Source organism: Streptomyces sp. B21-105, from assembly GCF_036898465.1.
Taxonomy (GTDB): Bacteria; Actinomycetota; Actinomycetes; order Streptomycetales; family Streptomycetaceae; genus Streptomyces.
The window spans coordinates 2390333-2414454 of record NZ_JARUMJ010000001.1 but is presented as its reverse complement, the minus strand read 5'-3'; the positions used below and the strand labels follow the sequence as shown (position 1 = coordinate 2414454).

The 24122-nt window shown below is 71.3% G+C and carries 20 protein-coding genes and 2 pseudogenes; 15 read left to right on the top strand and 7 right to left on the bottom strand.

Going from position 1 to position 24122, the window contains the following annotated elements:
- Window positions 1-4 precede the first annotated feature (4 nt).
- From QA802_RS10895 to QA802_RS10855, 9 genes and pseudogenes are all read left to right on the top strand, one after another.
- Window positions 5-1504 carry a glycoside hydrolase family 43 protein gene (locus QA802_RS10895; protein ID WP_334520582.1) on the top strand — a complete coding sequence of 500 codons (1500 nt, stop codon included), beginning with the start codon at window positions 5-7 and terminating at the stop codon, window positions 1502-1504.
- Between the two features lie 33 nt (window positions 1505-1537).
- The gene (locus QA802_RS10890) at window positions 1538-3595 is read left to right on the top strand and encodes a pectinesterase family protein (protein WP_334520579.1); all 2058 of its coding nucleotides are present in this window, start codon (window positions 1538-1540) and stop codon (window positions 3593-3595) included.
- 53 nt (window positions 3596-3648) lie between these two features.
- Window positions 3649-4986, top strand: a complete 1338-nt coding sequence (locus tag QA802_RS10885) for an ABC transporter substrate-binding protein (RefSeq protein ID WP_334520576.1) — start codon at window positions 3649-3651, stop codon at window positions 4984-4986.
- 93 nt (window positions 4987-5079) lie between these two features.
- Window positions 5080-5877 (top strand): rhamnogalacturonan acetylesterase, encoded by a 798-nt coding sequence (locus tag QA802_RS10880; RefSeq protein WP_334520573.1) that lies wholly within the window; start codon window positions 5080-5082, stop codon window positions 5875-5877.
- A 72-nt stretch (window positions 5878-5949) separates the two neighbouring features.
- On the top strand, window positions 5950-7287 hold the full coding sequence (locus tag QA802_RS10875; RefSeq protein ID WP_443042088.1) for a pectate lyase family protein: 1338 nt from the start codon (window positions 5950-5952) through the stop codon (window positions 7285-7287).
- A 145-nt stretch (window positions 7288-7432) separates the two neighbouring features.
- The gene (locus QA802_RS10870) at window positions 7433-8572 is read left to right on the top strand and encodes a pectinesterase family protein (protein WP_334520570.1); all 1140 of its coding nucleotides are present in this window, start codon (window positions 7433-7435) and stop codon (window positions 8570-8572) included.
- 4 nt (window positions 8573-8576) lie between these two features.
- Window positions 8577-9607, top strand: a pseudogene (locus QA802_RS10865) (pectinesterase family protein).
- 140 nt (window positions 9608-9747) lie between these two features.
- Window positions 9748-10860 carry a right-handed parallel beta-helix repeat-containing protein gene (locus QA802_RS10860; protein ID WP_334520567.1) on the top strand — a complete coding sequence of 371 codons (1113 nt, stop codon included), beginning with the start codon at window positions 9748-9750 and terminating at the stop codon, window positions 10858-10860.
- Between the two features lie 77 nt (window positions 10861-10937).
- Window positions 10938-11735: an HAD family acid phosphatase gene (locus tag QA802_RS10855; protein ID WP_334520564.1), complete on the top strand. Its 798-nt coding sequence runs from the start codon at window positions 10938-10940 to the stop codon at window positions 11733-11735.
- Window positions 11736-11833: 98 nt separating this feature from the next.
- Here the strand turns inward: QA802_RS10855 and QA802_RS10850 are convergent, their stop codons facing one another.
- Together QA802_RS10850 and QA802_RS10845 are read right to left on the bottom strand one after the other, a co-directional pair.
- Entirely contained in the window at window positions 11834-12700 is an 867-nt protein-coding gene (locus tag QA802_RS10850; RefSeq protein WP_334520561.1) for an RAD23 family protein, read from the bottom strand.
- The gene (locus QA802_RS10845; RefSeq protein WP_319169982.1) at window positions 12697-13260 is read right to left on the bottom strand and encodes a SigE family RNA polymerase sigma factor; all 564 of its coding nucleotides are present in this window, start codon (window positions 13258-13260) and stop codon (window positions 12697-12699) included. Before QA802_RS10845 ends, QA802_RS10850 begins: the two co-directional genes overlap by 4 nt.
- A gap of 264 nt (window positions 13261-13524) precedes the next feature.
- On the opposite strand from QA802_RS10845, the gene QA802_RS10840 reads away from it, so the two are divergent.
- Window positions 13525-14976 (top strand): NCS2 family permease, encoded by a 1452-nt coding sequence (locus QA802_RS10840; protein ID WP_334520557.1) that lies wholly within the window; start codon window positions 13525-13527, stop codon window positions 14974-14976.
- A 45-nt stretch (window positions 14977-15021) separates the two neighbouring features.
- Here QA802_RS10840 and QA802_RS10835 read toward each other — a convergent pair whose 3' ends face one another.
- From QA802_RS10835 to QA802_RS10825, 3 genes are all read right to left on the bottom strand, one after another.
- Window positions 15022-16479, bottom strand: coding sequence for a peptidoglycan D,D-transpeptidase FtsI family protein (locus QA802_RS10835; RefSeq protein WP_334534473.1), 1458 nt, complete (start codon window positions 16477-16479; stop codon window positions 15022-15024).
- A gap of 107 nt (window positions 16480-16586) precedes the next feature.
- The gene (locus QA802_RS10830) at window positions 16587-17057 is read right to left on the bottom strand and encodes a GNAT family N-acetyltransferase (RefSeq protein WP_334520554.1); all 471 of its coding nucleotides are present in this window, start codon (window positions 17055-17057) and stop codon (window positions 16587-16589) included.
- A 33-nt stretch (window positions 17058-17090) separates the two neighbouring features.
- The gene (locus tag QA802_RS10825; RefSeq protein ID WP_334520551.1) at window positions 17091-17864 is read right to left on the bottom strand and encodes an IclR family transcriptional regulator; all 774 of its coding nucleotides are present in this window, start codon (window positions 17862-17864) and stop codon (window positions 17091-17093) included.
- Between the two features lie 123 nt (window positions 17865-17987).
- Here QA802_RS10825 and QA802_RS10820 point away from each other — a divergent pair, with 123 nt between their 5' ends.
- The 5 genes and pseudogenes from QA802_RS10820 (at window position 17988) to QA802_RS10800 (ending at window position 22719) form a co-directional block, all read left to right on the top strand.
- Window positions 17988-19517 carry an aldehyde dehydrogenase (NADP(+)) gene (locus tag QA802_RS10820; RefSeq protein ID WP_334520548.1) on the top strand — a complete coding sequence of 510 codons (1530 nt, stop codon included), beginning with the start codon at window positions 17988-17990 and terminating at the stop codon, window positions 19515-19517.
- A 67-nt stretch (window positions 19518-19584) separates the two neighbouring features.
- Window positions 19585-20192 (top strand): annotated as a pseudogene (locus QA802_RS10815) (DUF1349 domain-containing protein).
- A gap of 52 nt (window positions 20193-20244) precedes the next feature.
- Window positions 20245-20751, top strand: a complete 507-nt coding sequence (locus QA802_RS10810) for a GNAT family N-acetyltransferase (protein WP_334520546.1) — start codon at window positions 20245-20247, stop codon at window positions 20749-20751.
- Window positions 20752-20844: 93 nt separating this feature from the next.
- Window positions 20845-21561, top strand: coding sequence for a DsbA family oxidoreductase (locus QA802_RS10805; RefSeq protein WP_334520543.1), 717 nt, complete (start codon window positions 20845-20847; stop codon window positions 21559-21561).
- A 105-nt stretch (window positions 21562-21666) separates the two neighbouring features.
- Window positions 21667-22719 carry an aminotransferase class V-fold PLP-dependent enzyme gene (locus QA802_RS10800; protein WP_334520540.1) on the top strand — a complete coding sequence of 351 codons (1053 nt, stop codon included), beginning with the start codon at window positions 21667-21669 and terminating at the stop codon, window positions 22717-22719.
- Window positions 22720-22810: 91 nt separating this feature from the next.
- On the opposite strand, the gene thpD is transcribed toward QA802_RS10800, so the two are convergent.
- Window positions 22811-23698: an ectoine hydroxylase gene (gene thpD, locus QA802_RS10795; RefSeq protein WP_334520537.1), complete on the bottom strand. Its 888-nt coding sequence runs from the start codon at window positions 23696-23698 to the stop codon at window positions 22811-22813.
- Entirely contained in the window at window positions 23695-24108 is a 414-nt protein-coding gene (locus QA802_RS10790; RefSeq protein WP_057581266.1) for an ectoine synthase, read from the bottom strand. The genes thpD and QA802_RS10790 overlap by 4 nt, the downstream gene beginning before the upstream one ends.
- Window positions 24109-24122: the final 14 nt, after the last annotated feature.

Here is a 24122-nt window from a genome sequence, read left to right as displayed (position 1 = left end):
CGGCATGTACACGAACCCGGTCCTGAACGCCGACTGGTCCGACCCGGACGTCATATGCGTCGGCGACGACTTCTACCTCACCGCCTCCAGCTTCGGCCGCGCCCCCGGACTGCCGCTGCTGCACTCGCGCGACCTGGTGAACTGGACGCTGGTCGGGCACGCCCTGGAACGCCTGGAGCCGGCGGGCGACTTCAGGACGCCGCAGCACGACTGCGGGGTGTGGGCGCCGTCGTTGCGGCACCACGACGACCGTTTCTGGATTTTCTGGGGCGACCCCGACCAGGGCGTGTTCCAGGTCAACGCGCCCGGGATCCGGGGACCCTGGACGCGTCCGCACCTGGTCAAGGCGGGCAAGGGCCTGATCGACCCGTGCCCCCTGTGGGACGAGGAGAGCGGCGAGGCCTATCTGGTGCACGCCTGGGCGAAGTCCCGCGCGGGCGTCAAGAACCGGCTCACCGGCCACCGTATGCACCCCGACGGGACGTCCCTCCTCGACGAGGGCAAGGTGATCGTCGACGGGGACGGCATCCCCGGCTGGTTCACCCTCGAAGGCCCCAAGCTCTACCGTCACGACGGCTGGTTCTGGATCCTCGCCCCGGCCGGCGGGGTGGAGACGGGCTGGCAGGGCGCGTTCCGGGCGCGGGAGTTCTTCGGCCCGTACGAGGAACGGATCGTCCTGGAGCAGAAGGACACCGAGGTCAACGGCCCGCACCAGGGCGGCTGGGTGCGCACCCCGTCCGACGAGGACTGGTTCCTGCACTTCCAGCAGCGCGGTGCGTACGGCCGGGTCGTCCACCTCCAGCCGATGCGCTGGGACGGTGCGGGAGGCTGGCCGGTGATCGGCGACGAGGGCGCCCCCGTCCTGACGCACCGGCGGCCCGCCCTGCCCCCGCAGCCGCCCGCCGCACCCGCCGTCGACGACGACTTCCCCGGCGGGCGTCCGGGCCGCCAGTGGTCGTGGACGGCCAACCCCCAGGACGGCTGGGCCACCCAGCACTCGGCCGACGGGCTGCGGCTGACCTGCGTGCGGACGCCGGACGCGCATGATCTGCGCACCCTGCCGAACGTTCTCACCCAGCGGCTGCCCGGCGTCCCGTCCGCCGTCGAGGTGGAACTGCGGCTGCACAGCGAGGAACCGGGAGCCCGCGCCGGACTGACGGTCCTCGGCGACGCGTTCGGCTGGATCGGGCTCCAGCGGGACGCCGACGGCACGGTCCGCCTCGTCCACCGGTTCGCCGAGCCGGTCGCCGGGCGCGAGCGGGACGCGGCCCGGCCACGGCTCGCCCCCGACGGGCGGGCCCGGCTGCGGATCGAGATCGGCGCGGGCGCGCGGTGCCGTTTCGGGTACGACGTCGGCGACGGCCCCTGCCTCTCCGGTCCCGTCTTCGCGGCCACCCCCTGGCGCTGGGTCGGCGCCCTGCTCGGCCTCTTCGCCGTCGCGCCGCCCGGCACCGGGCACGCCGGCGCGGCCACGTTCAGCGAGTTCCGCATCCGACCGCTCTGACTCACTTCCGCTGTAAGCCTGTTGGGAGCCGCAATGACGCACTTCCCTAGCAAGCGCTTGCCAAGACCGCACGCGGTCCTGGCGGCCGTCGCCGGCCTGCTGGCGGCGTGCTGCCTCGGCGCGGCCGGCGAGGCCCGGGCTGCCGCTGCCGCACCGGGGACCCCCGCCGCCGCGCAGTCCGACGCGCCGCGGGACGCCGCTCCGGCCGCCGCCCCGGCCGGCGCCGGGACCGCTTCGGCGTCCCGCTGGACGGACCGGGCCCACGGCTTCGCCTCCCTCGCCGGCGGCACCACCGGCGGCGCGGGCGGCAAGGTCGTCACCGTCAGCGACCAGGCCTCGCTCGCCCGCTACGCGGCGGCCGGGGAGCCGTACGTCATCCGGGTCCAGGGCGCGGTGGCCGTCGCGCCCTTCGGCTCAGACATCGTCGTGACCTCGAACAAGACGATCATCGGGGTCGGTGACACCGGCGAGATCGTGCACGGCGAGCTGCACCTGAACCCCGGCGCGCACAACGTGATCATCCGCAACCTGACGATCCGGGACAGCTACGTCGAGGGCGACTGGGACGGCAAGACGAGCGACTTCGACGCGATCCAGATGGACACCGTCGACCACGTCTGGATCGACCACAACCGTTTCACGCACATGGGCGACGGGCTGCTCGACATCCGCAAGGACAGCCAGTACATCACCGTCTCCTACAACCGGTTCAGCAACCACAACAAGGCGCTGGGCATCGGCTGGACGACGAACGTCCTGACCCAGATCACCATGGACCACAACTGGTTCACGGGCACCAAGCAGCGCAACCCCTCGGCGGACAACTGCGCGTACGCCCACCTCTACAACAACTACCTCTCGGCGCAGGTGGCCGACGGGGACCCGGTGTGGACGTACGGGAACTGGTCGCGGGGCCGCACGAAGATGGTCATCGAGAACAGTTACTACGACCGGATCCAGCATCCGTACCAGGCCGATGCGAGCGCCGAGCTGGTCGAGCGCGGGTCGATCCTGAGGCGGACGAGCGGACGGACCGACGAGTGGGGCGCGGCCTTCGACCCGGGGGCGTTCTACGCCTACCGGCTGGATCCCGCGGCCGCCGTCCCCGCGCTGGTCACCCGGTTCTCGGGGCCGCAGAAGCAGATCGGTGACGCGGTCACGCTGAACGTGCCGGGCGACTACCCGACGGTCCAGGCCGCCGTGGACGCGGTGCCCGACGGCAACCCCGTCGGCGTCACCGTCGCCGTCGCGCCGGGCACGTACCGCGAGAAGGTGTTCATCCCCGCGAGCAAGCCGAACATCGCGCTGCGCGGGACCGGACACCGCCGCTCGGACACCGTCATCGTCTACGACACGCCCGCCGAGTACGGGGGGTCGACGGGGAGCGCCACCGTCCGGATCGCCGCGAACGACGTCACGGCCCGCAACCTCACCTTCAGCAACGACTTCGACGAGGCCGCGGTCGAACTGAAGGGCGAGCAGGCCCTCGCCATGAAGACCACCGGTGACCGGATCGTCTTCGAGAACACGGCGTTCCTGGGCAACCAGGACACGTTGATGACCGACAGCCCCAAACTGACGACCCCCAGCCGGGTGTACGTGCGGGACTCCTACATCGAAGGCGACGTCGACTTCGTCTACGGACGGGCCACGACCGTGATCGAGCGGTCGGTGATCCGGCTGCTGAGCCGGGGATCGGCCACCAACAACGGCTATATGACGGCAGCTTCGACCTGGACGGGCCATCCGTACGGGTTCCTGATCACCCGGTGCGAGGTCGTCAGTGACGCGCCGGAGCAGTCCTTCCACCTCGGGCGGCCCTGGCATCCCGGCGGGGAGCCGGCGGCCGTCGGTCAGGTGCTGATCCGCGACACCGCGTTGCCGGCGGCGGTCAAGTCGTCGCCGTGGACCGACATGAGCGGGTTCTCGTGGCGGGACGCCCGGTTCGCGGAGTACCGCAACCACGGGCCCGGCGCGACCGTCACCGCCGACCGCCCCCAGCTGAGCGACGCCGACGCGAAGGCGTACACCGTCACGGCCTACCTCGAGGGCGCGGACGGCTGGGCGCCGCACCGACGCACCACCCACTGACCCCCCACAACTTCATATCTCCGCAGGGATCCAGAAAGAAGAGAGCCGACCACATGACAAGCAGCATCCGCAGAAGCAGGCGCGCCGCCCTGGCCCTCGCCGTCTCGACCGTGCTCGCGCTGACCGCCACCGCCTGCGGCGACGACGGCAGCGGCGCGGCCGGAGACAAGGGAGGCGACGGCTCCGGCAAGGGGGAGATCACCTTCTGGGACAACAACGGCGGCGTCCGCACCGATGTCTGGAAGGAGATCATCGCCGACTTCGAGAAGGCGAACCCGGACATCAAGGTGAAGTACGTCGGTGTGCCGGCCGACAGCGTCCAGTCCAAGTACGACACCGCCATCCAGGGCGGCGGACTGCCCGACGTCGGAGGGGTGGGCACCGCGATGCTCGCCGAGGTCGCGGCGCAGGGCGCCCTCGAGCCGCTCGACAGCCGGCTGCAGAAGAGCGGGCTCGGCAGCAAGCTCAACGCGAAGTTCCTGGACAGCGTCAAGGCCGCCGGCATCGACGGCAAGACGTACTCCGTGCCGACGTCCGCCAACAACGGCACCCTCTGGTACCGCACGGACCTCTTCCAGAAGGCGGGCCTGGACGCGCCGACCACCTGGTCGAAGTTCTACGAGGCCGCCGACAAGCTGACCGACAAGGACAAGAACGCCTTCGGCTACACCATCCGCGGCGGCTCCGGCTCGATCGCCCAGGCCCTCGACGCGACCTACGGGCAGAGCGGTGTCACCGAGTTCTGGAGCGGTGACAAGACCACCCTCAACGACCCGAAGAACGTGGCCGCGCTGGAGAAGTACGTCGGCCTGTACAAGAAGGACACCCCGGCCGCCGACGTCAACAACGACTTCACCAAGATGGTCGCGCAGTGGGACTCCGGCACCATCGGCATGCTGAGTCACAACCTGGGCTCGTACAAGGACCACCAGAAGGCGCTGGCCGGCAAGTTCAAGGGCGTCCCCGCCCCGACGATGGACAACGGCACCCGGGTGCAGGTCTCCAACCCGGTGGACGGGCTGGGCCTGTTCAAGTCGGGCAAGAACAAGACCGCCGCCTGGAAGTTCATCGAGTTCGCCGCCTCGCACGAGTCGAACAGCAAGTGGAACAAGTCGGCGGGGTCGATCCCGGCGAACCTGGAGGCCGCGCAGGACAGCTGGGTCCAGGAGTCCGAGCCGACGAAGCTGGCCGCCGAGGCGCTGACGGGCGCCACCACGAAGATCGTGCAGCTGCCCTACTACCTGCCCGACTGGAACACCATCTCGAAGGCCGACAACGAGCCGAACTTCCAGAAGGTGCTGCTCGGCAAGATGACCGCGAAGCAGTTCCTGGACACGCTCGCCGACCAGCTGAACACCGCCCAGGCCGACTGGAAGAAGAACCACAAGTAACCACCAGGGCGATCGTCGTCACGGGGGACTGCCGGCCCGTCCCGGCAGGCCGTGCAGCTCCCCCGTGCTTCCCCACTCGAAAGGTGCACGTAGGTGTCGCTCACCCGCAGACAGGTCACCGCCGCGGCGCTCGCCGCCGTTCCGCTCGGCGCCACGGCCGCCGGCCCCGCTCAGGCCGGCGCCCGCCGGGCCCGCACGCTCTACATCGCCGGCGACTCCACCGCCGCCCAGAAGTACTCCGACGCCGCACCCGAGACCGGGTGGGGCATGGCACTCCCCTTCTTCCTGCACTCCGGTCTGCGCGTCGCCAACCACGCGGTGAACGGCCGCAGTTCCAAGAGCTTCATCGACGAGGGCAGGCTCGACGCCGTCCTCGCGGCGATCCGGCCGGGGGACCTCCTGCTCGTCCAGTTCGCGCACAACGACGAGAAGACGACCGATCCCACCCGCTACACCGAGCCCTGGACGACGTACCAGGACTGCCTGCGCCAGTACCTCGCCGGCGCCCGGGCGAAGGGGGCCCGGCCGGTCCTCGCCACGCCCGTGGAGCGGCGCCGGTTCGACGCCGCGGGCAAGGCCCAGCCGACGCACGGGGAGTACCCCGCCGCGATGCGGGCGCTCGCCGCTCAGGAGCGGGTCCCGCTGCTCGACCTCCAGGCGCTGTCGCTGGCGCTGTGGCAGCAGCTGGGGGTCGAGGAGACGAAGACCTACTTCAACTGGACCGCCACCGAGCAGGACAACACGCACTTCAACCCGCCGGGCGCGATCGCCGTGGCGCGGCTCGCCGTACGGGAGCTGCTGCGCACGCGGGTGCTCGCGCCGTGCGACGTGGTCCGGCTGAACGAGCAGATCCCCACGTCCTGGATCACCTGGCCCGACCCGCTGGCCTAGCTCCACCCGCCGCCGCAGCCCGCTCCGCCGGCGTAGCCCGACCCGCCGCCGCAACAGAAGGAGACCCGCACAGTGCTTACACAGAGATGTCATGGACGTGTCATTGGTGCCCTGGTGGGCTGCACCGCGCTGGTGCTGTCCGTGACCGGCACGGCGTCCGCCCAGGGCCGGCACCACACCCCCGCCCGGCACGCCGCCCCCGACCTCGGCCGCCAGGTGCTGCCCGCGAACGACGGCTGGGCCTCGTCCGGCACCGGGACGACGGGCGGTTCGGCCGCCGACGCCGCCCACGTCCACACCGTCACCACCTGGGCCGAGTTCAAGGCCGCCCTGGCGGCCGGGGGCAACACGCCGAAGATCATCAAGGTGAAGGGCGTCATCGACGCCGTCGCCGAGGGCTGCGACGCCTTCGCCGCGCCCGGTTACGACTTCGACGCCTACCTCGCGAAGTACTCGCCCGAGGCCTGGGGCCTGGACACCGACCTCGCCGCCGAGCCCGACGGCAGTCCCGAGGGGCTGCGGCGCGTGTCCGCCGCCAACCAGGACAAGGCCATCAAGGCGAACGTCCCCTCCAACACGACCATCGTCGGCATCGGCCGGGGCGCCGGCTTCAAGGGCGTCAGCCTGCAGATCAAGGCCGTCGACAACGTGATCCTGCGCAACCTGTCCTTCGAGTCGCCCATCGACTGCTTCCCCCAGTGGGACCCCACCGACGGGGACAAGGGCAACTGGAACTCCGAGTACGACACCGCCGTGGTCTACGGCGCCACGCACGTCTGGCTCGACCACAACACGTTCACCGACGGCGCACACCCCGACAGCGCCGCCCCGACCTACTTCGGCATGCTCTACCAGCAGCACGACGGCGAACTCGACATCGTGCGCGGCGCCGACTTCGTCACGGCCTCCTGGAACGTCTTCAGCGACCACGACAAGACGATCCTCATCGGCAACAGCGACAGCGAGTCCACCGCCGCCGGTGACCGGGGACACCTGCGGACCACCTTCCACCACAACCTGTTCGCGAACCTGGTCGAGCGCGCGCCCCGGGTCCGCTTCGGACAGGTCGACTCCTACAACAACCACTTCGTCGCCGACAGCGACTACGCCTACAGCTTCGGCATCGGCAAGGAGTCGAAGCTCGTCGCCGAGCACAACGCGTTCACCCTGCCGAAGGGGGTCAGCGCGGCCAAGGTGCTCAAGCGGTGGAACGTCTCGCCGCTGACCGCCGCCGACAACTACGTCAACGGCGTGAAGACCGACCTGATCGCCGTCCACAACGCCCAGATCCCCGCCGAGACCCTCGAGTCCGGCGCCGGCTGGACGCCCACCCTGCGCACCAAGGTCGACCCGGCGAAGTCGGTCCCCCGCATCGTCGACTGCGGCGCGGGCGCGGGACGCCTCGGCTGACCTCGCACGATCCGTACGACGGCCGGGGCGGCGACGCCCTTCGTCGCCCCGGCCGCACCAGCACAGCCACCCCGCAGAGCCCCCCCCACAGAGCTCCCCCACAGAGCCGCACCCCCGCAGAGCCGCACCGTCAAGGAGCACCCGCATGCACCCCGTTTCGAGAAGGCGGTTCCTCGCCGTGAGCGCCGCGAGCGCGGGAACGGCCGCCGCCCTGGCCCTGGGCGCCCCGTCCGCGCTGGCCGCGCCGTCCGGCCGGGCCGCGGGCGGCCGCCGCCCGTTCGGCCGCCACGGCTCCCCGGCCGCCCGCCGCACCCCGCAGACCCTCTACGTCGACCCGCTCGGCCGGGGCGACTTCACGACCGTGCGGGACGCCGTCACCGCCGCCGCGGGCAGCGGCTGGACCCTCGTCCTCGCCCCCGGCGTCTACCGGGAGACCGTGGTCCTCGACGCCACCCGCACCGAGGCCGCCTGGATCGGCGCCTCCGAGGACCCCCGGGACGTCGTGATCGTCTACGACAACGCGGCCGGCACCGCCAAGCCCGGCGGCGGCACCTACGGCACCACCGGCTCGGCCACCACCACCTTGCAGGCCGCCGGTTTCACCGCCCGCTGGATCACCTTCGCCAACGACTGGCTGCGCGCCGACCACCCCGACATCACCGGCACCCAGGCCGTCGCCGTCAAGGTCCAGGGCGACCGCTCCGCCTTCCACCACTGCCGCTTCCTCGGGCACCAGGACACCCTGTACGCCGACTCGATGTCCCTGACCGCCTTCGCCCGGCAGTACTACGCGCACTGCTACGTCGAGGGAGACGTCGACTTCGTCTTCGGCCGCGCCACCGCCGTCCTCGAGCGGTGCCACTTCCGCACCCTGAGCCGCACCGACCTCACCGGCGCGCCCTACGGCTTCGTCTTCGCCCCCTCCACGGCGGGCGCCAACCCGCTCGGCCAGCTGGTCACCGGGAGCCGGATCAGCAGCGAGGCCCCCGACGCCTTCTACAAGCTGGCCCGCCCCTGGGTCCCCAGCTCCGACACCACCGCCCGCCCGATGCTCACCGTCCGCGACACCCGCATGGACGCCGGCATCGACGCGGCCGCGCCCTACACGAACATGTCGGCCTCCTTCCCCTGGCAGAGCCAGCGGTTCGCCGAGTACCGCAACACCGGGCCGGGTGCCCGGATCACCGTCCCCGAGAACCGCCCGCAGCTCACCCGCGACCAGGCCCGGTCGGCGACCCGCGAGGCCTACCTCGGCGACTGGGAGCCCTGGAAGGGGGAGTGCTGAGATGCTGCCCCGCCGCACGTTCCTCGCCGCCGCCACCGGCGCCGCCCTGCTCACCGGGGCGCCCACCGCCCACGCGCACTCCCGCCGGGTCCTGCACGTCCGCCCCGGCGACAGCGTCCAGGCGGCCGTGGACGCCGTCTGCGGTCCGGGCTGGACGATCGTCGTCCACCCGGGAACGTACCGGGAGGTCGTCGCCGTCCCGCCGGACAAGGCGGAGCTGACCCTGCGCGGCGCGAGCTGCGACCCGCGCGCCGCCGTCATCGTGCACGACAACGCAGGCGGAACGCCCAGGCCGGACGGTTCGGGGACCTACGGCACCGCGGGCTCCGCCACCTTCACCTCCGCCGCCCCGGTCTCACGGTGCGCGACCTCACCCTCGCCAACGACTGGCTGCGCGCCGACCACCCGGAGATCACCGGCACCCAGGCCGTCGCCGCCTACGTCACCGGCGACCGCACGCACTTCGAGAACGTCCGGTTCCTCGCCCACCAGGACACCCTCTTCGCGGACACCACCGCACTCGACGCCTTCGACCGGCAGTACTACCGCCACTGCCACATCGAGGGCGACGTCGACTTCGTCTTCGGGCGGGCCCGGGCCGTCTTCGACACCTGCCGCTTCCACACCCTGCAACGGGACGTGCCCTTCACCCCCAAGGGCATGGTCTTCGCACCCGCCACCGCCCGGGCCGACCCCTACGGCTTCCTCGCCCTGCGCGGCCGGATCACCTCCGCGGCCGAGGACGCCGCGTACAGGATCGCGCGGCCCTGGGTGCCGTCCTACGAGACGACCGCCTGGCCCTCGCTGGTCGTCAGGGACACCTGGATCGGCCCCGGCATCGACGCGGGCACCCCGTACGTCAACATGCGCGAGGCCTACCCCTGGCAGACCATGCGCTTTCGCGAGTACGCCAACTCCGGCCCGGGATCGGTGATTTCGGTGCCGGAGAACCGGCCGCAGCTGACCCCGGCGGAGGCCGCCCTGCACACCCCGCGGACGTACCTGGGCGACTGGAGGCCCTACGGGCGCCGGTGACCCCGGCGACCGTCGCACGCATCCCCGCAGCCGTCGCACTCATCCCCGCAGCCCGTCCCGCACGTCCCCGCTCCTCGCTCATCCCGCTCCCGCTTCTCCGCCCCATCCCCCCCATGAACGACGGAAAGGACCCGCACTCCATGTCTCGTCGTACCGCTCGCCTCGCCGTCGCCGCCCTCGCCCTGGGCTGCGGACTCGCCGTCCTGCCCACCCAGGCACAGGCCGCCACCGTGGTCGTCAGCAACTCCACCGCCCTGTCCGACGCCATCAAGAACGCCACCCCGGGCACGGTCATCCAGGTCCGCGCCGGAACCTACTACCCGACCGCCACCCTGCAGTCCACCGCCAACGGCACCTCCTCCTCGCCGGTGACCCTCACGGCGTACGGCTCGGAGACGGTGAAGATCGACGGCTCGTCCCTGCCCGCCGGTGCCTGGATCTTCAAGCTGACCGCCGACTACTGGAACGTCTCCAACCTCACCTTCCAGAACTCCCCGGACAGCGCGGTCGTCTGCCAGTCCTGCACGGGCACCAACTGGAACAACGTCAAGACCGTCAACGGCGGCGACTCCGGCTTCACCCTCACCGGGGACGGAACCGTCAACAACACCGTCAAGAACATCGACAGCTACGGCCACTACGACGCCGCGAACCACGGCGAGAACGCCGACGGCATCGCCGTGAAGTTCGGCTCCGGCAGCGGCAACCTCATCACCGGGGCCCGCCTCTACAACAACGCGGATGACGGCATCGACTTCTGGTCCTTCTCCTCGCCCGTCACCGTCGAGCACACCTGGTCCTTCGGCAACGGCGTCAACCGCTGGTCCGACTCGGCCTTCGCGGGCGACGGCAACGGCTGCAAACTGGGCGGCGACGGCGAGGTGGTCGCCCACGTCATCAACAACTCCGCGGCCTGGGGCAACGCCGGGAACGGCTTCACCGAGAACTCCAACACCGGCGCGCTCGTCCTCAACCGCACCACCGCCTACGCCAACAGCAAGTGGGGCTACTACTTCGCCACCAGCTCGGCCAAGCTCGGCAAGAACCTCGCGGTGAGCAACGGCGGCGGCGCGGTCAACAAAGGCTCGAAGGTCTCCTCGTCCGGCAACAACTGGGACTCCGGCATCGCCACGCCCGCCTTCCGGTCGACGGACGCGAGCAGCGCCTACAACGCCCGCGGCACCGGCGGCGCCCTGCCCGCGACCACGTTCCTGACCACCGGCTCGACGACCGTCGGAGCGACCATGAACTGAGCCGGGCGGGGCGCTTGACCCGTTTTTTGCCCGGCGGGTCTCGCGCTCACCCGGGTGACGCGCGTAGAAAGCGTGTCATGCATAAGCCACTGCGCATCGCGGCCGTCGCCGCGGCCTGCGCCGTCGCCGGCGCCGCCCTCTACGGCGCCGGCGCGGCCACGGCCGGCCAGTCCACGGCCAACTCCACGCACGAGCCCTACAACATCGGGCTCCTGGTGAAGGACATCGACACCTACTACGGCACCGCCCCGGACGCGAACGGCGTGTACCAGGCGTCGCCGACCAGCCCGTACGCCAAGGACCTCGCGAGCATCGACAAGGCCGCGCGGAAGTACATCGACCAGGCCGCCCGCAAGGCGGGCAGGAAGCACCAGCGGCCCGCGGTCGTCTTCGACATCGACGACACCCTGCTGCTCAGCCTCGACTACGAGAAGCGGTACAACTACACCTACAACTCCGCCAGTTGGGCGGCGTACGTCAACAAGGCGGACCGCCCGGCCGTCTTCGGCAGCCCCGAGCTGGTGCGCTACGCCGAGAAGAAGGGCGTCGAGGTCTTCTACAACTCGGGCCTCAGCGAGGCGCAGCGCGCCGCCGCGGTCGAGAACCTGAAGAAGGTCGGCGCCGACGTCAACCTCGACGCCGCGCACATGTTCCTCAAGAACGCCGCAGCCCCGCCGTCCTACCTGAGCGGCTGCGCCACCCCGGGCGCCTGGACCTGCACGACGGTCCAGTACAAGTCCGGTACCCGCAAGCACATCGAGCACGACCTCGGGTACGAGATCATCGCCAACTTCGGCGACCAGTACTCCGACCTCGAGGGCGGCTACGCCGACCGCACGTACAAGCTGCCGAACCCGACGTACTTCGTCAGCTGACGTTCCGTAGGTTCGCAGGTTCCGTGGGTTCCGTGGGTTCTCCGCGTTCCGTGCGGGGGCGGGCTCGTCCCCGTCCCCGCACGGCCGGTTCAGCCGGTTCAGTCGTCCTTGTCGTCGTGGGGGGCGAAGTCGCCGCCCACGACGGTCTGGCGGCCGTCCGAGCGGCCGGCGATCGCGTAGGTGTCGTCATGCGCGTCACGGCCGCCGCGGTCGTGGTCGTACTGCCCGGCGAACACCCACTCGCCCTTGGGGACCGTACGGCCCTGTTTGAGCACCCAGGTGTAGACGAGGAAGCCGTCCCGTTCGGCCACGCTGAACACGAAGTCGTCCTCGGGCGGCGAGCGCCAGGCGCCCGCCGACGAGACCCCGCCGGTCTGCGCGACCTTCAGCTGCACGGTGAGCGCGGTGAGCGCCTCGGACGTCTTCAGCGTGACGTTGCTCTGCGCCCAGAAGTCGTTGCTGTGCGGGTCCACCGACCCGTCCGACCACAGCGGCCCCTCCTCCTCGTCTGTCGTCACCGGCAGCAGGGGCGCCGTGCCCGGGGAGGGCTTCGCCGCGGGGCTCTTCGGCGGGGACGCGCTCGGCCCGGCCTGGTGGCCGCCGCCCGGACTCGGCGTCGGCCGGGGCGAGACGGGCGGGCGGCTGGTCGCGTCCGGGGACTCGGCCGGCGGCGAGGAGGCCGACACGGTCTGCTGCGCCGGGGTGTCGCCCTTCACGACGGACGCCACGGCGTAACCGCCCACCGCGAGCATGCCCGCGACCGCGGCCGTCGCGCCCACGATGCGCGTCCAGCTCCACAGCGGCGGGCGGGTCGCCCGGTGGGCGGAGCGGACCTGCGCCTGCCCCTGACCGGCCATGCCGCGCTCGACCCGGGCCAGGATGCGCGCCCGGTCGGGCTCGTGCGCCTCGGCCGCCGTGTGCAGCCGGGTGCGCAGTTCGCCGTGCACGTCCCGCTGCGTCGTCATCGGTCCCTCCCTGCGGCCTGACGGTCGCGTGCCATCGCAGGCACCCTAACCGGAGCCCCCTTGCCGCCCAGCAGCTTCTGCAGCTCGGCCATCCCCTTGGAGGTCTGGCTCTTCACCGTACCCACGGAGACGCCCAGGGCGAGCGCGGTGTCCTTCTCCGACAGGTCGAAGGCGTGCCGCAGCACCACGCAGGCCCGTTTGCGGAACGGCAGTCTACGCAGCGCCGACTGGACGTCCACGACGCCGGCGACATCGGGATTCTCCGTCTTCTCCTCGCGCTGCGACCAGAACAGCGCGATCCTGCGGCGCTCGCGGACGGCGCTGCGGATGCGGGTGCGGGCGAGGTTGGCGACCACCCCGCGCGCGTACGCGACCGGATGGTCGGCGGCGCGCACCCGGTCCCAGCGGTTCCACAGCGCGAGGAGCGCGTCCGCCGCCAGGTCGTCGGCGGCGTCCGCCTCTCCGGTCAACATGCAGGCGAGACGGGACAGTTCGGCGTAGTGGCGGTCGAAGAAGGCGTGGAACTCCACGGAGGCGGCGTCGTCGACGACTGTGCCCACGGGTGACCTCTTCTCGGTGCGACCTGTGCTGTGCGTGCCATGTGAATGACATGGGGATGTCCCGGGGAGGCGGTCGGGACGAGATCGGGAAGCGTAGCAGTGTGCGACCCCCCGCTTCGGTCGGGGGTTCGAACGTCGCATGGCAGGCCGAACGTGTGCGGAACCCGAATCCGTAACACGGGGAAAACCTGAAGAGGGTTCAACGGGGGAACAATCCAGCCAGCATCCGCATCGAGATCGTTCCGGCCCCTAGGAGTGGCAGTCATGTCCGACACGCAGAAGACGGCCGACCGGCCCGCCCGTGAGAGACCGGCGGTGAACAGCGTCGACCGGTACTTCCGGATATCCGAACGAGGGTCCACGTTCGGCCGGGAGATACGCGGCGGCACCGCCACGTTCTTCACCATGGCCTACATACTTGTCCTGAATCCCATCATCCTGGGCAGCGCCGAGGACAAGTTCGGGCACCGGCTCGACAGCGTCCAACTCACCACCGCCACTGCCCTGGTGGCCGCAGTGATGACCGTCGTCATGGGCGTCGGCGGCAACCTTCCCCTCGCGCTCGCCGCGGGTCTCGGCCTGAACGCGGTCGTCGCCTTCCAGATCGCCCCGCTGATGAGCTGGGACGACGCGATGGGTCTCATCGTCCTCGAAGGCCTGCTGATCTGCGCGCTGGTGGCGACCGGACTGCGCGAGGCCGTCATGCACGCCATCCCGCAGCCGCTCAAGCAGGCCATCAGCGTCGGCATCGGCCTGTTCATCGCCTTCATCGGCTTCGTCGACGCCGGCTTCGTCACCCGCATCCCGGACGCCGCGCACACCACCGTCCCCGTCCAGCTCGGCGGCACCGGCACCCTGGGCGGCTGGCCCGTCCTCGTCTTCTGCCTCGGTGTGCTGCTCACCGTCGGGCTGCTCGCCCGCAAGGTCAAGGGCGCGATCCTCATCAGCATCGTGGCGATGACGCTGCTCGCGATCGTCATCGACTCGCTCGCCGACATCAAGTCCTGGGGGCTGACCACGCCTTCCTGGCCGGACGACGTCGTCGGCGCCCCGGACTTCGGGCTGATCGGCCACTTCAGCCTGTTCGGCGCGTTCGGTCAGACCGGCGTCGTCACCGTCGTCCTGCTGGTCTTCACGCTCCTGCTGTCGGACTTCTTCGACACCATGGGCACGGTCGTCGGCATCAGCGCGGAGGCCGGACTGCTGAACGAGAAGGGCGAGGTGCCGAACCTCGGCCGCGTGCTGCTCATCGACGGCGCGGCGGCGGTCGCGGGCGGCGCTGCCTCGTCGTCCTCCGCGACCTCCTACATCGAGTCGGCCGCCGGTGTCGGCGAGGGCGCGCGCACCGGGTTCTCCAACCTCGTCACCGGCGCTCTCTTCGCCCTCGCGCTGTTCCTGACGCCGGTCCTCACCATCGTCCCGCTCCAGGCGGCCGCTCCGGCCCTCGTCGCCGTCGGCTTCCTGATGATGACCCAGGTCAAGAACATCGACTGGGACAAGTACGAGATCGCGATCCCGGCGTTCCTCACCATCGCCGTGATGCCCTTCACGTACTCGATCACCAACGGCATCGGCGCGGGCTTCGTCGCGTACGTCGCCGTCAAGACCGTGCTCGGCAAGGCGAAGGAGGTGCACTGGCTGCTGTGGGGCGCCTCGGCGCTGTTCCTGGTGTACTTCGCGATCGACCCGATCGAGCAGATCCTCGGCGTCAAGTGACGTGACGGGGGCGGCCGTTCGTCGGTCCGCCCCCGCAACCTCCGGTCACTTCCGCAGCGCCGCCTCCATCATCGCCTTGGCGACGGGGGCGGCCAGCCCGTTCCCGCTCACCTCGGAACGCGCCGCGTCGGACTGCTCGACCACGACCGCCACGGCGACCTGCTCGCCGGACGAGTCGGACTTCCCGTACGAGGTGAACCAGGCGTACGGGGCCTTGCTGTTGTTCTCGCCGTTCTGGGCCGTGCCCGTCTTGCCGCCGACGGTGACGCCGTCGATGAGCGCGTTGGTGCCCGTGCCCTTCTCGACGACGGTCCGCATCGCCGATTGCAGCTGGTCGGCGGTCGAGGAGCTGACCACCTGGGTGGTGGTCGCCTTGTCGTCGTAGTCCTCCAGGACGTCGCCGCCGCTGTTCGTGATCTGCTCGACCATGTGCGGCGAGACCAGCTTGCCGCCGTTGGCGAGGGCCGCCGACACCATGGCCATCTGCAGCGGCGTCGCCGTCACGTCGAACTGACCGATGCCGGTCAGCGCCGTCGACGAGGCGTCCATGCCGGTCGGGTACACGCTCGCGTAGGCCCGCACCGGCACGTCCTGGCTGTCGTCGTCGAAGCCGAACCTGTCGGCCATCGCCCTCAGCTTGTCCTGTCCGAGCTGGACGGCCATGTGCGCGAACACGTTGTTGCAGGAGTACTGCAGCGCGACCCGGATCGAGGCGTCCTCGCAGGGCGCGGAGGCGTTCTCGTTCTTCAGGTCGGTGCGCGTGCCCGGCAGGGTGTACGGGTTCGGGCTGTCGGTCCGGACGTCCACCGACGGGTACAGCCCGTCCTCCAGGGCGGCGGCCGCCACCACCAGCTTGAACGTCGAGCCCGGCGCCAGCGGCTGCCGCAGCGCCCGGTTGACGAGAGGCTTGTCGGGGTCGGCGTTCAGCTTCTTCCATGCCGCGCCGGCGGTGTCGGCGTCGGTCAGCGACGACGGGTCGTACGACGGCGTCGAGACGACCGCGAGGATCCGGCCCGTCGACGGGTCGATCGCGACGGCCGCGCCCTTCTTGCCGCCGAGCGCCTTGTACGCCGCCTTCTGCACCGCCGGGTCGATCGTGGTGAGCACGTCGCCGGGATCCGCCCGCTTGTTCGTGACCGTGTCCAGGACCGTCTTCAGCCGGGGGTCCGTGCCGTTGAGCAGGTCCGCGTACACGCCCTCCAGCTGGGTCGGGGCGTAGCTCTGTGAGGCGTAGCCGGTCACCGCCGCGTACAGCTCGCCGTCCGTGTACGTGCGCTTGTACCGGAGATCGCTGCCCGAGGTGACGGCCGAGCCGGTGATCGCCTTCCCGGCCACGATGATGTTCCCGAGCGGCTCCGCGTACGTCTCGATCGCGGTGCGCCGGTTGTGCGTGTCGTCCGCGAGCGCCCGGCCCTCGTAGAACTGCACCCAGGTCGCCCGCAGCAGCAGGGCGAACACCAGCAGCAGCGTGAAGACCGAGGCGCGTCTGATCGTCTTGTTCATGGCGACCGGAAAGACGAACGGGACGGAGGCCTCGTTCCCCCCGTCCCGCTTTCTCATCGGCACTTCATCTGAGCCGGTTCGGCTCTCCAGTGCTCAGCTGAGCCGATTCAGCTCTCCAGCCTCAGCACGATCTCCTCGATCTCCGCCCCGCGCGCGGGGGCGTACCCGGTGGCGCGGGCGGTGGGCACGAAGCCGCACTTCACCAGAACCCGGAGGGAACCGGTGTTGTCGGCCGCCGCCCGCGCGAACAGCGGGCGCTCGGGGACCTCGGCGAGCAGGGCCGTCAGCGCCGCCGTGGCGATGCCCCGGCCCCAGTACGCGCGGTCCACCCAGTACGTCACCTCGCGCTCGCCCGGCTCCCCGTACACGGCCGCGCTGCCGACCACGTCCCCGTCCACCAGGATCGTGCGCACCACGGCCGACGAGGCGCGGATGCTGTTCCAGCGGGCGTCGAAGGCGTCCCGGTCGGTCGGGTCTTTCGGGGTGAACGCGGCCATGACGAGGGACTCGGGGTCGTTCGTCTGCCGGAAGAAGACCGGCAGATCGCTGTCGTGGACGCGGCGCAGAGCGATCGGCATACCGCAGAGCGTAGGGCCTTCCCGTCCCGGTGTTCAGAGCCGCCGGGTGGCCAGGGTCAGCCGGTCGCGCGCGTCGAACAGGGCGTCCTTCACCAGCTGCTCGTGGGCGGGCGTGAGCCGCGCCACCGGCACGGAGCAGCTGATCGCGTCCCGGGCCGGAGTGCGGTAGGGGATCGCCACGCCGAAGCAGCGCAGGCCCAGGGTGTTCTCCTCGCGGTCCACCGCGAAGCCCTGCTCGCGGACCTGGTGCAGCTCCTCGATGAGCTTCTCGCGGTCCGTGATCGTGTGCTCGGTGAGCGCAGGCAGCGTCTCCGGGAGCAGCTTGCGGACCTGCTCGTCGGTGTAGGTGCTCAGCAGGGCCTTGCCGAGCGAGGTGGAGTGCGCGGGCAGCCGGCGGCCGACCCGGGTGAAGGGGCGCAGGTAGTGCTGCGACTGGCGGGTGGCGAGGTAGACGACGTTCGTGCCGTCCAGCCGGGCCAGGTGGATGGTCTCGGTGGTGTCGTCCGAGAGCCGGTCCAGGGTCGGCCGGGCGGCCGCGACGACCTCGTCGCCGTCGATGTAGGAGGTGCCCACGAGCAGCGCCCGCACCCCGATGCCGTACCGCGTGCCCGTCGCGTCCGTCTCCACCCAGCCCAGTTCCACGAGCGTGCGCAGCAACATGTAGAGACTCGACTTGGGGTATCCGACGGCCTCCTGGACCGCCGCGAGGGAGTGCATCCCGGGGCGGCCGGCGAAGTATTCCAGCAGCTCAACCGTCCGTACCGCGGACTTGACCTGCGCTCCGCCCCCCGTCTCGACAGCCGACATCGCCCTTGACCCCTTCGTTCGACGGGAAATACGCTCCGACAGCATATTCATCATCAGAGACAGCGTTCAGCCTATCGAACGACCCTGATGGGTGAGCCAGTACCAAACGTGGAGGGACCCGCGGTGGCAGCAGCACCAGTCTGGAGTGTCGACCCCCGAACCGGGAAGCAGCGTGAACAGGTTGCGGTGGAGGCCACAGCCCAGGAGGTCGACGCCGTCGTCCGCGCAGCCCACGACACACGCGGCTCCCTCGCGGACCGCGCCGTACGCGCCGCGTTCCTGCGCTCCGCCGCCGACCGGCTCCAGGCCGCCAAGGACACGCTCGTCGAGGTGGCCGACGCCGAGACGGCGCTCGGACCGGTCCGGCTGAACGGCGAGCTCGCCCGCACCTGCTACCAGCTGCGCGCGTTCGCCGACATCGTGGACGAGGGCGCCTTCCTCGACGTGGTCGTCAACCACCCCGACGACACCGCCACCCCGCCCGTCCCCGACCTGCGCCGCTACAAGGTGCCGCTCGGCGTCGTCGCCGTGTACTCGGCGTCGAACTTCCCCTTCGCCTTCTCCGTCGTCGGCGGCGACACGGCCAGCGCGCTCGCGGCCGGCAACCCGGTCGTCGTCAAGTCCCACCCCGACCACCCGGGGCTGTCCGAGCTGGTCGCCAAGGTGGTGCGCACCGCCGCCGCCGAGCACGGCATCCCGGCGGCCGTCCTCGGCCTCGTGCACGGCTTCGACGCCGGCGTCGAGCTGATCGGGCACCCGCTGGTCGCCGCCGCCGGCTTCACCGGCTCGATCCGGGGCGGACGGGCCCTGTTCGACGCGGCCGCCGCCCGGCCGACGCCGATCCCCTTCCACGGTGAGCTGGGGTCGCTGAACCCCGTCGTGGTGACCGAGGCGGCCGCCGCCGAGCGCGCCGAGGCCATCGGGACCGGTCTCGCCGCGTCGATGACGCTGGGCGTCGGCCAGTTCTGCGTCAAACCCGGGCTGGTTCTGGTGCCGTCCGGCGCGGCCGGCGACGGGCTGCTCAAGTCCCTGACGGACGCCGTGAGCGACACCGAGGCGGGCGTGCTGCTCGACCACCGGATGCGGGACAACTTCGTCGCCGGGGTCGCCGAGCGCGCCGCGCTGCCCGACGTCGAGTCGCCGGTCACGCCGGGCGCGGGCGGGCAGCACACCGTCAGCGCGGGGTTCCTGACCGTGCCCGCCGCCCGGCTCGCCGCCGGGAGTGAGCACGACCTGCTGCTCGAGGAGTGCTTCGGGCCGGTCACCGTCGTGGCCCGCTACGAGGACGACGACGAGGTCAGGGCCGTGCTGACGCGGCTGCCGGGCAACCTCACGGCGACCGTCCAGCTGTCCGAGGGCGAGGCGGCCGGTGAGGGGCGCGGCGGCGAGATCCTCGCCGAGCTGACGCCGCTCGCCGGGCGCGTGCTGGTGAACGGCTGGCCGACCGGCGTCGCCGTCGCACCCGCGCAGCACCACGGGGGGCCCTACCCCGCCACCACGTCGACCTCCACCTCGGTGGGCGGCACGGCGATCGAACGGTGGCTGCGGCCGGTCGCCTACCAGAACACTCCCGCCGCGCTGCTGCCCGTGGAGCTGCGCGACGAGAACGAGCTGGGCCTTCCCCGCCGGTTCAACGGGCGCCTGGAGCGATAACGCGTGGAGCGACAGCGCCCGGACCGATAGCGCGTGGCGCAGCGCCCGGGCGTCCGATAATCAGACCATGGACTTCTCGCTCCCCGAACTGCCCTTCCCGCTCCGCACATACGGGCCCGACGGGCACTGGTTCCACGAGGACGGGGTGCTCACCGGGTGGGCCGGGGCACGGCAGGACCGGTTCGTGCCGCCCACCGGGGAGGCGTTGGACGCCGCCGCCGACGCCCCCGGCTGCTGGGTGCCCCGGAGGGCGACTTCCAGCTGATCGCACGGGTCACCGTGGGATTCACCTGGGCCTTCGACGCGGGGGCGTTGTACGTCCAGGTCGGCGAGCGGGCCTGGGCCAAGCTCTGCCTGGAGTACTCCCCGGACGTGGCGACCGTCTGCACGGTGGTCACCCGGGGACACTCCGACGACGCCAACGCCTTCACCGTGGAGGGGAGTTCGGTCTGGCTGCGGGTGAGCCGGACCGGTCGCGCCTTCGCCTTCCACGCCTCCCGCGACGGCCGGCGCTGGACCTTCGTCCGCCTGTTCACCCTGGGCGACGAGGAGCGGACCGGCGCGGCCCTGGTCGGCTTCATGACGCAGTCGCCGATCGGGGAGGGCTGCGTGGTGACGTACGACCACCTCGAGTTCAGGCCCGAGTGGCCGGCCGACCTGAGGGACGGCAGCTGACCGTCCCGCAACGTCCCGCAACCGGGGACACGGCCCGCACGTCCTCCTGTGCATGATCGGAGATCGTGTCACCGCGAACCGGGTGATCCGCACGGCCGTGCCCGCCGAGACGGAGGCCATCGCCGCCCTGCACGCGCGTGCCCGGGCGACGTACTACCCCGACGGCGTTCCCCAGGACGGCACGGACTGGCTCGCGAACTGGCGCACGGCCGTCGAGCGGCGGGACGGGCACGTGCTGTGCGTCCTTGAGCGAGGGCGGATCGTCGGCCTCGCCTCCTTCCGTACGCCGCAGGGCGCGCCCGCGCGCACGGTCAAGCTGTTCCAGTTCCACGTCGACCCCGACCACTGGCGGGCGGGGATCGGTACGGCCCTGCACGCGGCCTGCGTCGAGCAGTGGCGGGCGGACCGCCGCCGCACGGCCGTGCTCGACGTGCACGTCGACAACCGGCGGGCGCAGGCCTTCTACGCACGCCGGGGCTGGGTCCCGGACCCGGAGCACCCGCCCGCCGAAGGGGACCACCACCTGTGGCTCAGGTACCGGGTGCCCGACGGCGCGTGACCGGGGAATGAAGCGGGCTGCTTGAACGTTCATGCACCTGACGGAGGGAACCGAGCCTCCGTGTCCGCCGCACGACCTGAAGAGAGCCGAGACATGCGCGTCGAGATCTGGAGCGACATCGCCTGCCCGTGGTGCTACGTGGGCAAGGCCCGCTTCGAGAAGGCGCTCGAGGCCTTCCCGCACCGCGACCAGGTCGAGGTGGTCCACCGTTCCTTCGAGCTGGACCCGGGCCGCGCCAAGGGCGACGTCCAGCCGGTGCTCGCCATGCTCACCAAGAAGTACGGGATGAGCGAGGCGCAGGCGCAGGCCGGCGAGGAGAACCTGGGCGCGCAGGCCGCCGCCGAGGGCCTCGACTACCGCACCCGGGACCGCGACCACGGCAACACCTTCGACCTGCACCGGCTGCTGCACTTCGCCAAGGAGCAGGGCCGTCAGGACGAGCTGATCCAGATCCTCTACCGGGCGAACTTCGCCGAGGAGCGGTCCCTCTTCACCGAGGGCGACGAGCGGCTCGTGGCGCTGGCCGTCGAGGCCGGCCTGAACGCCGACGCCGCCCGCGCGGTCCTCGCCGATCCGGCCGCGTACGCCGACGAGGTCCGCGCCGACGAGCGCGAGGCCGCCGAGCTCGGCGCGAACGGCGTGCCCTTCTTCGTCCTCGACCGCGCCTACGGCGTCTCCGGCGCCCAGCCCGCCGAGGTCTTCGCCCAGGCGCTGACCCGGGCGTGGGGGGACCGCTCCCCGCTGAAGCTGATCGACGACGGCGGCGCGCAGGCCTGCGGCCCGGACGGCTGCGAAGTCCCCCAGCGGTGAACCGCGGTGAATCCGCAGGCCAGCGCCTATCCATAAGCGTTCCTTAGCGGAACCGCGTAAAAATCGGCAATGGACGAGGAGTTCCGTGGGGCCCAGAGTGGATCCATGGAGACCTTCGAGAGCCTCGTCCGTGCCGAGTTCACCCCGAAGACCACATATCTGAACACCGCGAGCAACGGCCTGCTGCCCGCGCGGTCCGTCGCCGCCCTGCACGAGGCGGCGCTGCTGCGGGCGGAGGGCCGGCCGCTGACCCCGCTGTTCGAGGACGTGGAGGCCTGCCGGGCCGCTTACGCCCGGCTGGCCGACGTCCCCGTGACCAGGGTGGCCCTGGGTGTCTCGGTCGCCGCGCACACCGGCGTGATCGCCGCCTCGCTCCCCGCGGGCGCCGAAGTGCTCACCTCGGAGGACGACTTCACCTCCGTGCTGAACCCGTTCCACGTCCGCGGCGACCTCAAGGTCCGGGCCGTCCCGCTGGAGCGGATCGCCGAGTCCGTCCGTCCCGGCACCGCGCTGGTCGCCGTCAGCGCCGCCCAGTCCGCGGACGGCCGGATCGCCGACCTGCCCGCCCTGCGCGAGGCGGCCCGGGCGCACGGGGCGCGCACCTACGTCGACTTCTCGCAGTCCGCCGGCTGGCTGCCGATGGACGCCGGCGCGTACGACTTCTCGGCTTCTGTGTCCTACAAGTGGCTGCTCGGCCCGCAGGGTACGGCCTTCCTCGTCGTCCCGGACGACTTCGGCGGGCTGTCGCCGGTCCTCGCGGGCTGGGTCGCCGGCGAGGAGCCCTGGGACAGCTGTTACGGCCCGGTCGCCGAACTCGCCCGCTCCGCACGGCGGTTCGATCTGACGCCCGCCCTGCTCGGCTATGCCGGTCTGCGGCGCTCCCTCGAACTGCTGGAGGAGATCGGCGTCAAGGCGATCGGCGCCCACGACCGGGCCCTCGCCGACCGCTTCCGCGCCGGACTCGCCGCACTCGGCCGCGAACCCCTCCCCGCGCCCGGCTCCGCGATCGTCTCGGTGCCCGGACTCGGTTTCCGGCAGCCCGAGTTGGCCGCGGCCGGCATCCAGGTCTCCGACCGCGCGGGCAACCTGCGCGCCGCGTTCCACCTCTACAACACGGCCGCCGACGTCGACCGCCTGCTGGACGTGCTGGCGGGCTGACGCGACCGACCGCCGCCGGAAAGCTCCCGGCGGCGGTCGGGTGGGCCTGCCCGGCGTCAGGGGACCGGACAGGGGCTCGTCGCGCAGCGGCTCATCGCACCGGGGTGAAGTCCCTGGCCCCGATGAACTCCGGACGGCGGATCGGCGCCGCGAACGGCTCCACCGCCGTGTTCTCCACGCTGTTGAACACGATGAAGACGTTGCTGCGCGGGTAGGGCGTGATGTTGTCGCCCGACCCGTGCATGCAGTTGCAGTCGAACCAGGTCGCCGAACCGGCCCTGCCGGTGAACAGCCTGATGCCGTGGGCGTCGGCCATCGAGGTGAGCGCCTCGTCGGACGGCGTGCCCGCGTCCTGCATCTGCAGGGACTGCTTGTAGTTGTCCTTCGGCGTGGCCCCGGCGCAGCCGAGGAACGTCCGGTGCGAGCCCGGCATGATCATGAGCCCGCCGTTGGTGTCGAGGTTCTCGGTCAGCGCGATCGACACGGACACCGTCCGCATGTTCGGCAGGCCGTCCTCGGCGTGCCAGGTCTCGAAGTCGGAGTGCCAGTAGAAGCCTCCGGCCCCGAAGCCCGGCTTGACGTTGATCCGCGACTGGTGGACGTAGACGTCCGACCCGAGGATCTGCCGGGCCCGCCCGGCGACCCGCTCGTCACGCACCAGCGCGGCGAACACCTGGCTGAGCTTGTGGACCTCGAAGACGGACCGGATCTCCTTCGAACGCGGCTCGACGATCGACCGCTCGTCCGCCCGGATCTCCGGGTCGGCGACGAGCCGCTCCAGCTCACGCCGGTACACGGCGACCTCGTCGTCGCCGATCAGCTGGTCGACGGTGAGGAAGCCGTCGCGCTCGTAGGAGTGCAGACCGGCGGCCGGGATCGGGCCGGGCGCGTCGGGGGAGCCCCAGACGACGGGGTCCTGACGGGGGACGGACACCTCGGTGGTGCCACGGGTGGGGTAGAGATCGGTGAGCGTGGTCACGATGCCTGCACCTCCTCGGGCTCGGTCAGCAGGGGGTAGACGCCGTTCTCGTCGTGGTCCTCCCGTCCGGTGACCGGCGGGTTGAACACGCAGAGGCAGCGGAAGTCCTCCTTGACGCGCAGCGTGTGCCGCTCGTGCCCGTCGAGGAGGTACATGGTCCCGGGCGTGACGGTGTGCGTCAGCCCGCTCTCGTGGTCGGTCAGTTCGGCCTCGCCCTCGACGCAGACGACGGCCTCGATGTGGTTCGCGTAGTGCATCGACGTCTCGGTGCCCGCGTACAGAATCGTTTCGTGCAGCGAGAATCCGACCCGTTCCCGGGCCAGGACGATGCGCTTGCTCTCCCAGGTGCCGGACGCCGCCCGCACATGCCGGTCGGTGCCCTCGATGTCCTTGAACGAACGGACGATCACGGTGTCGCGATGCC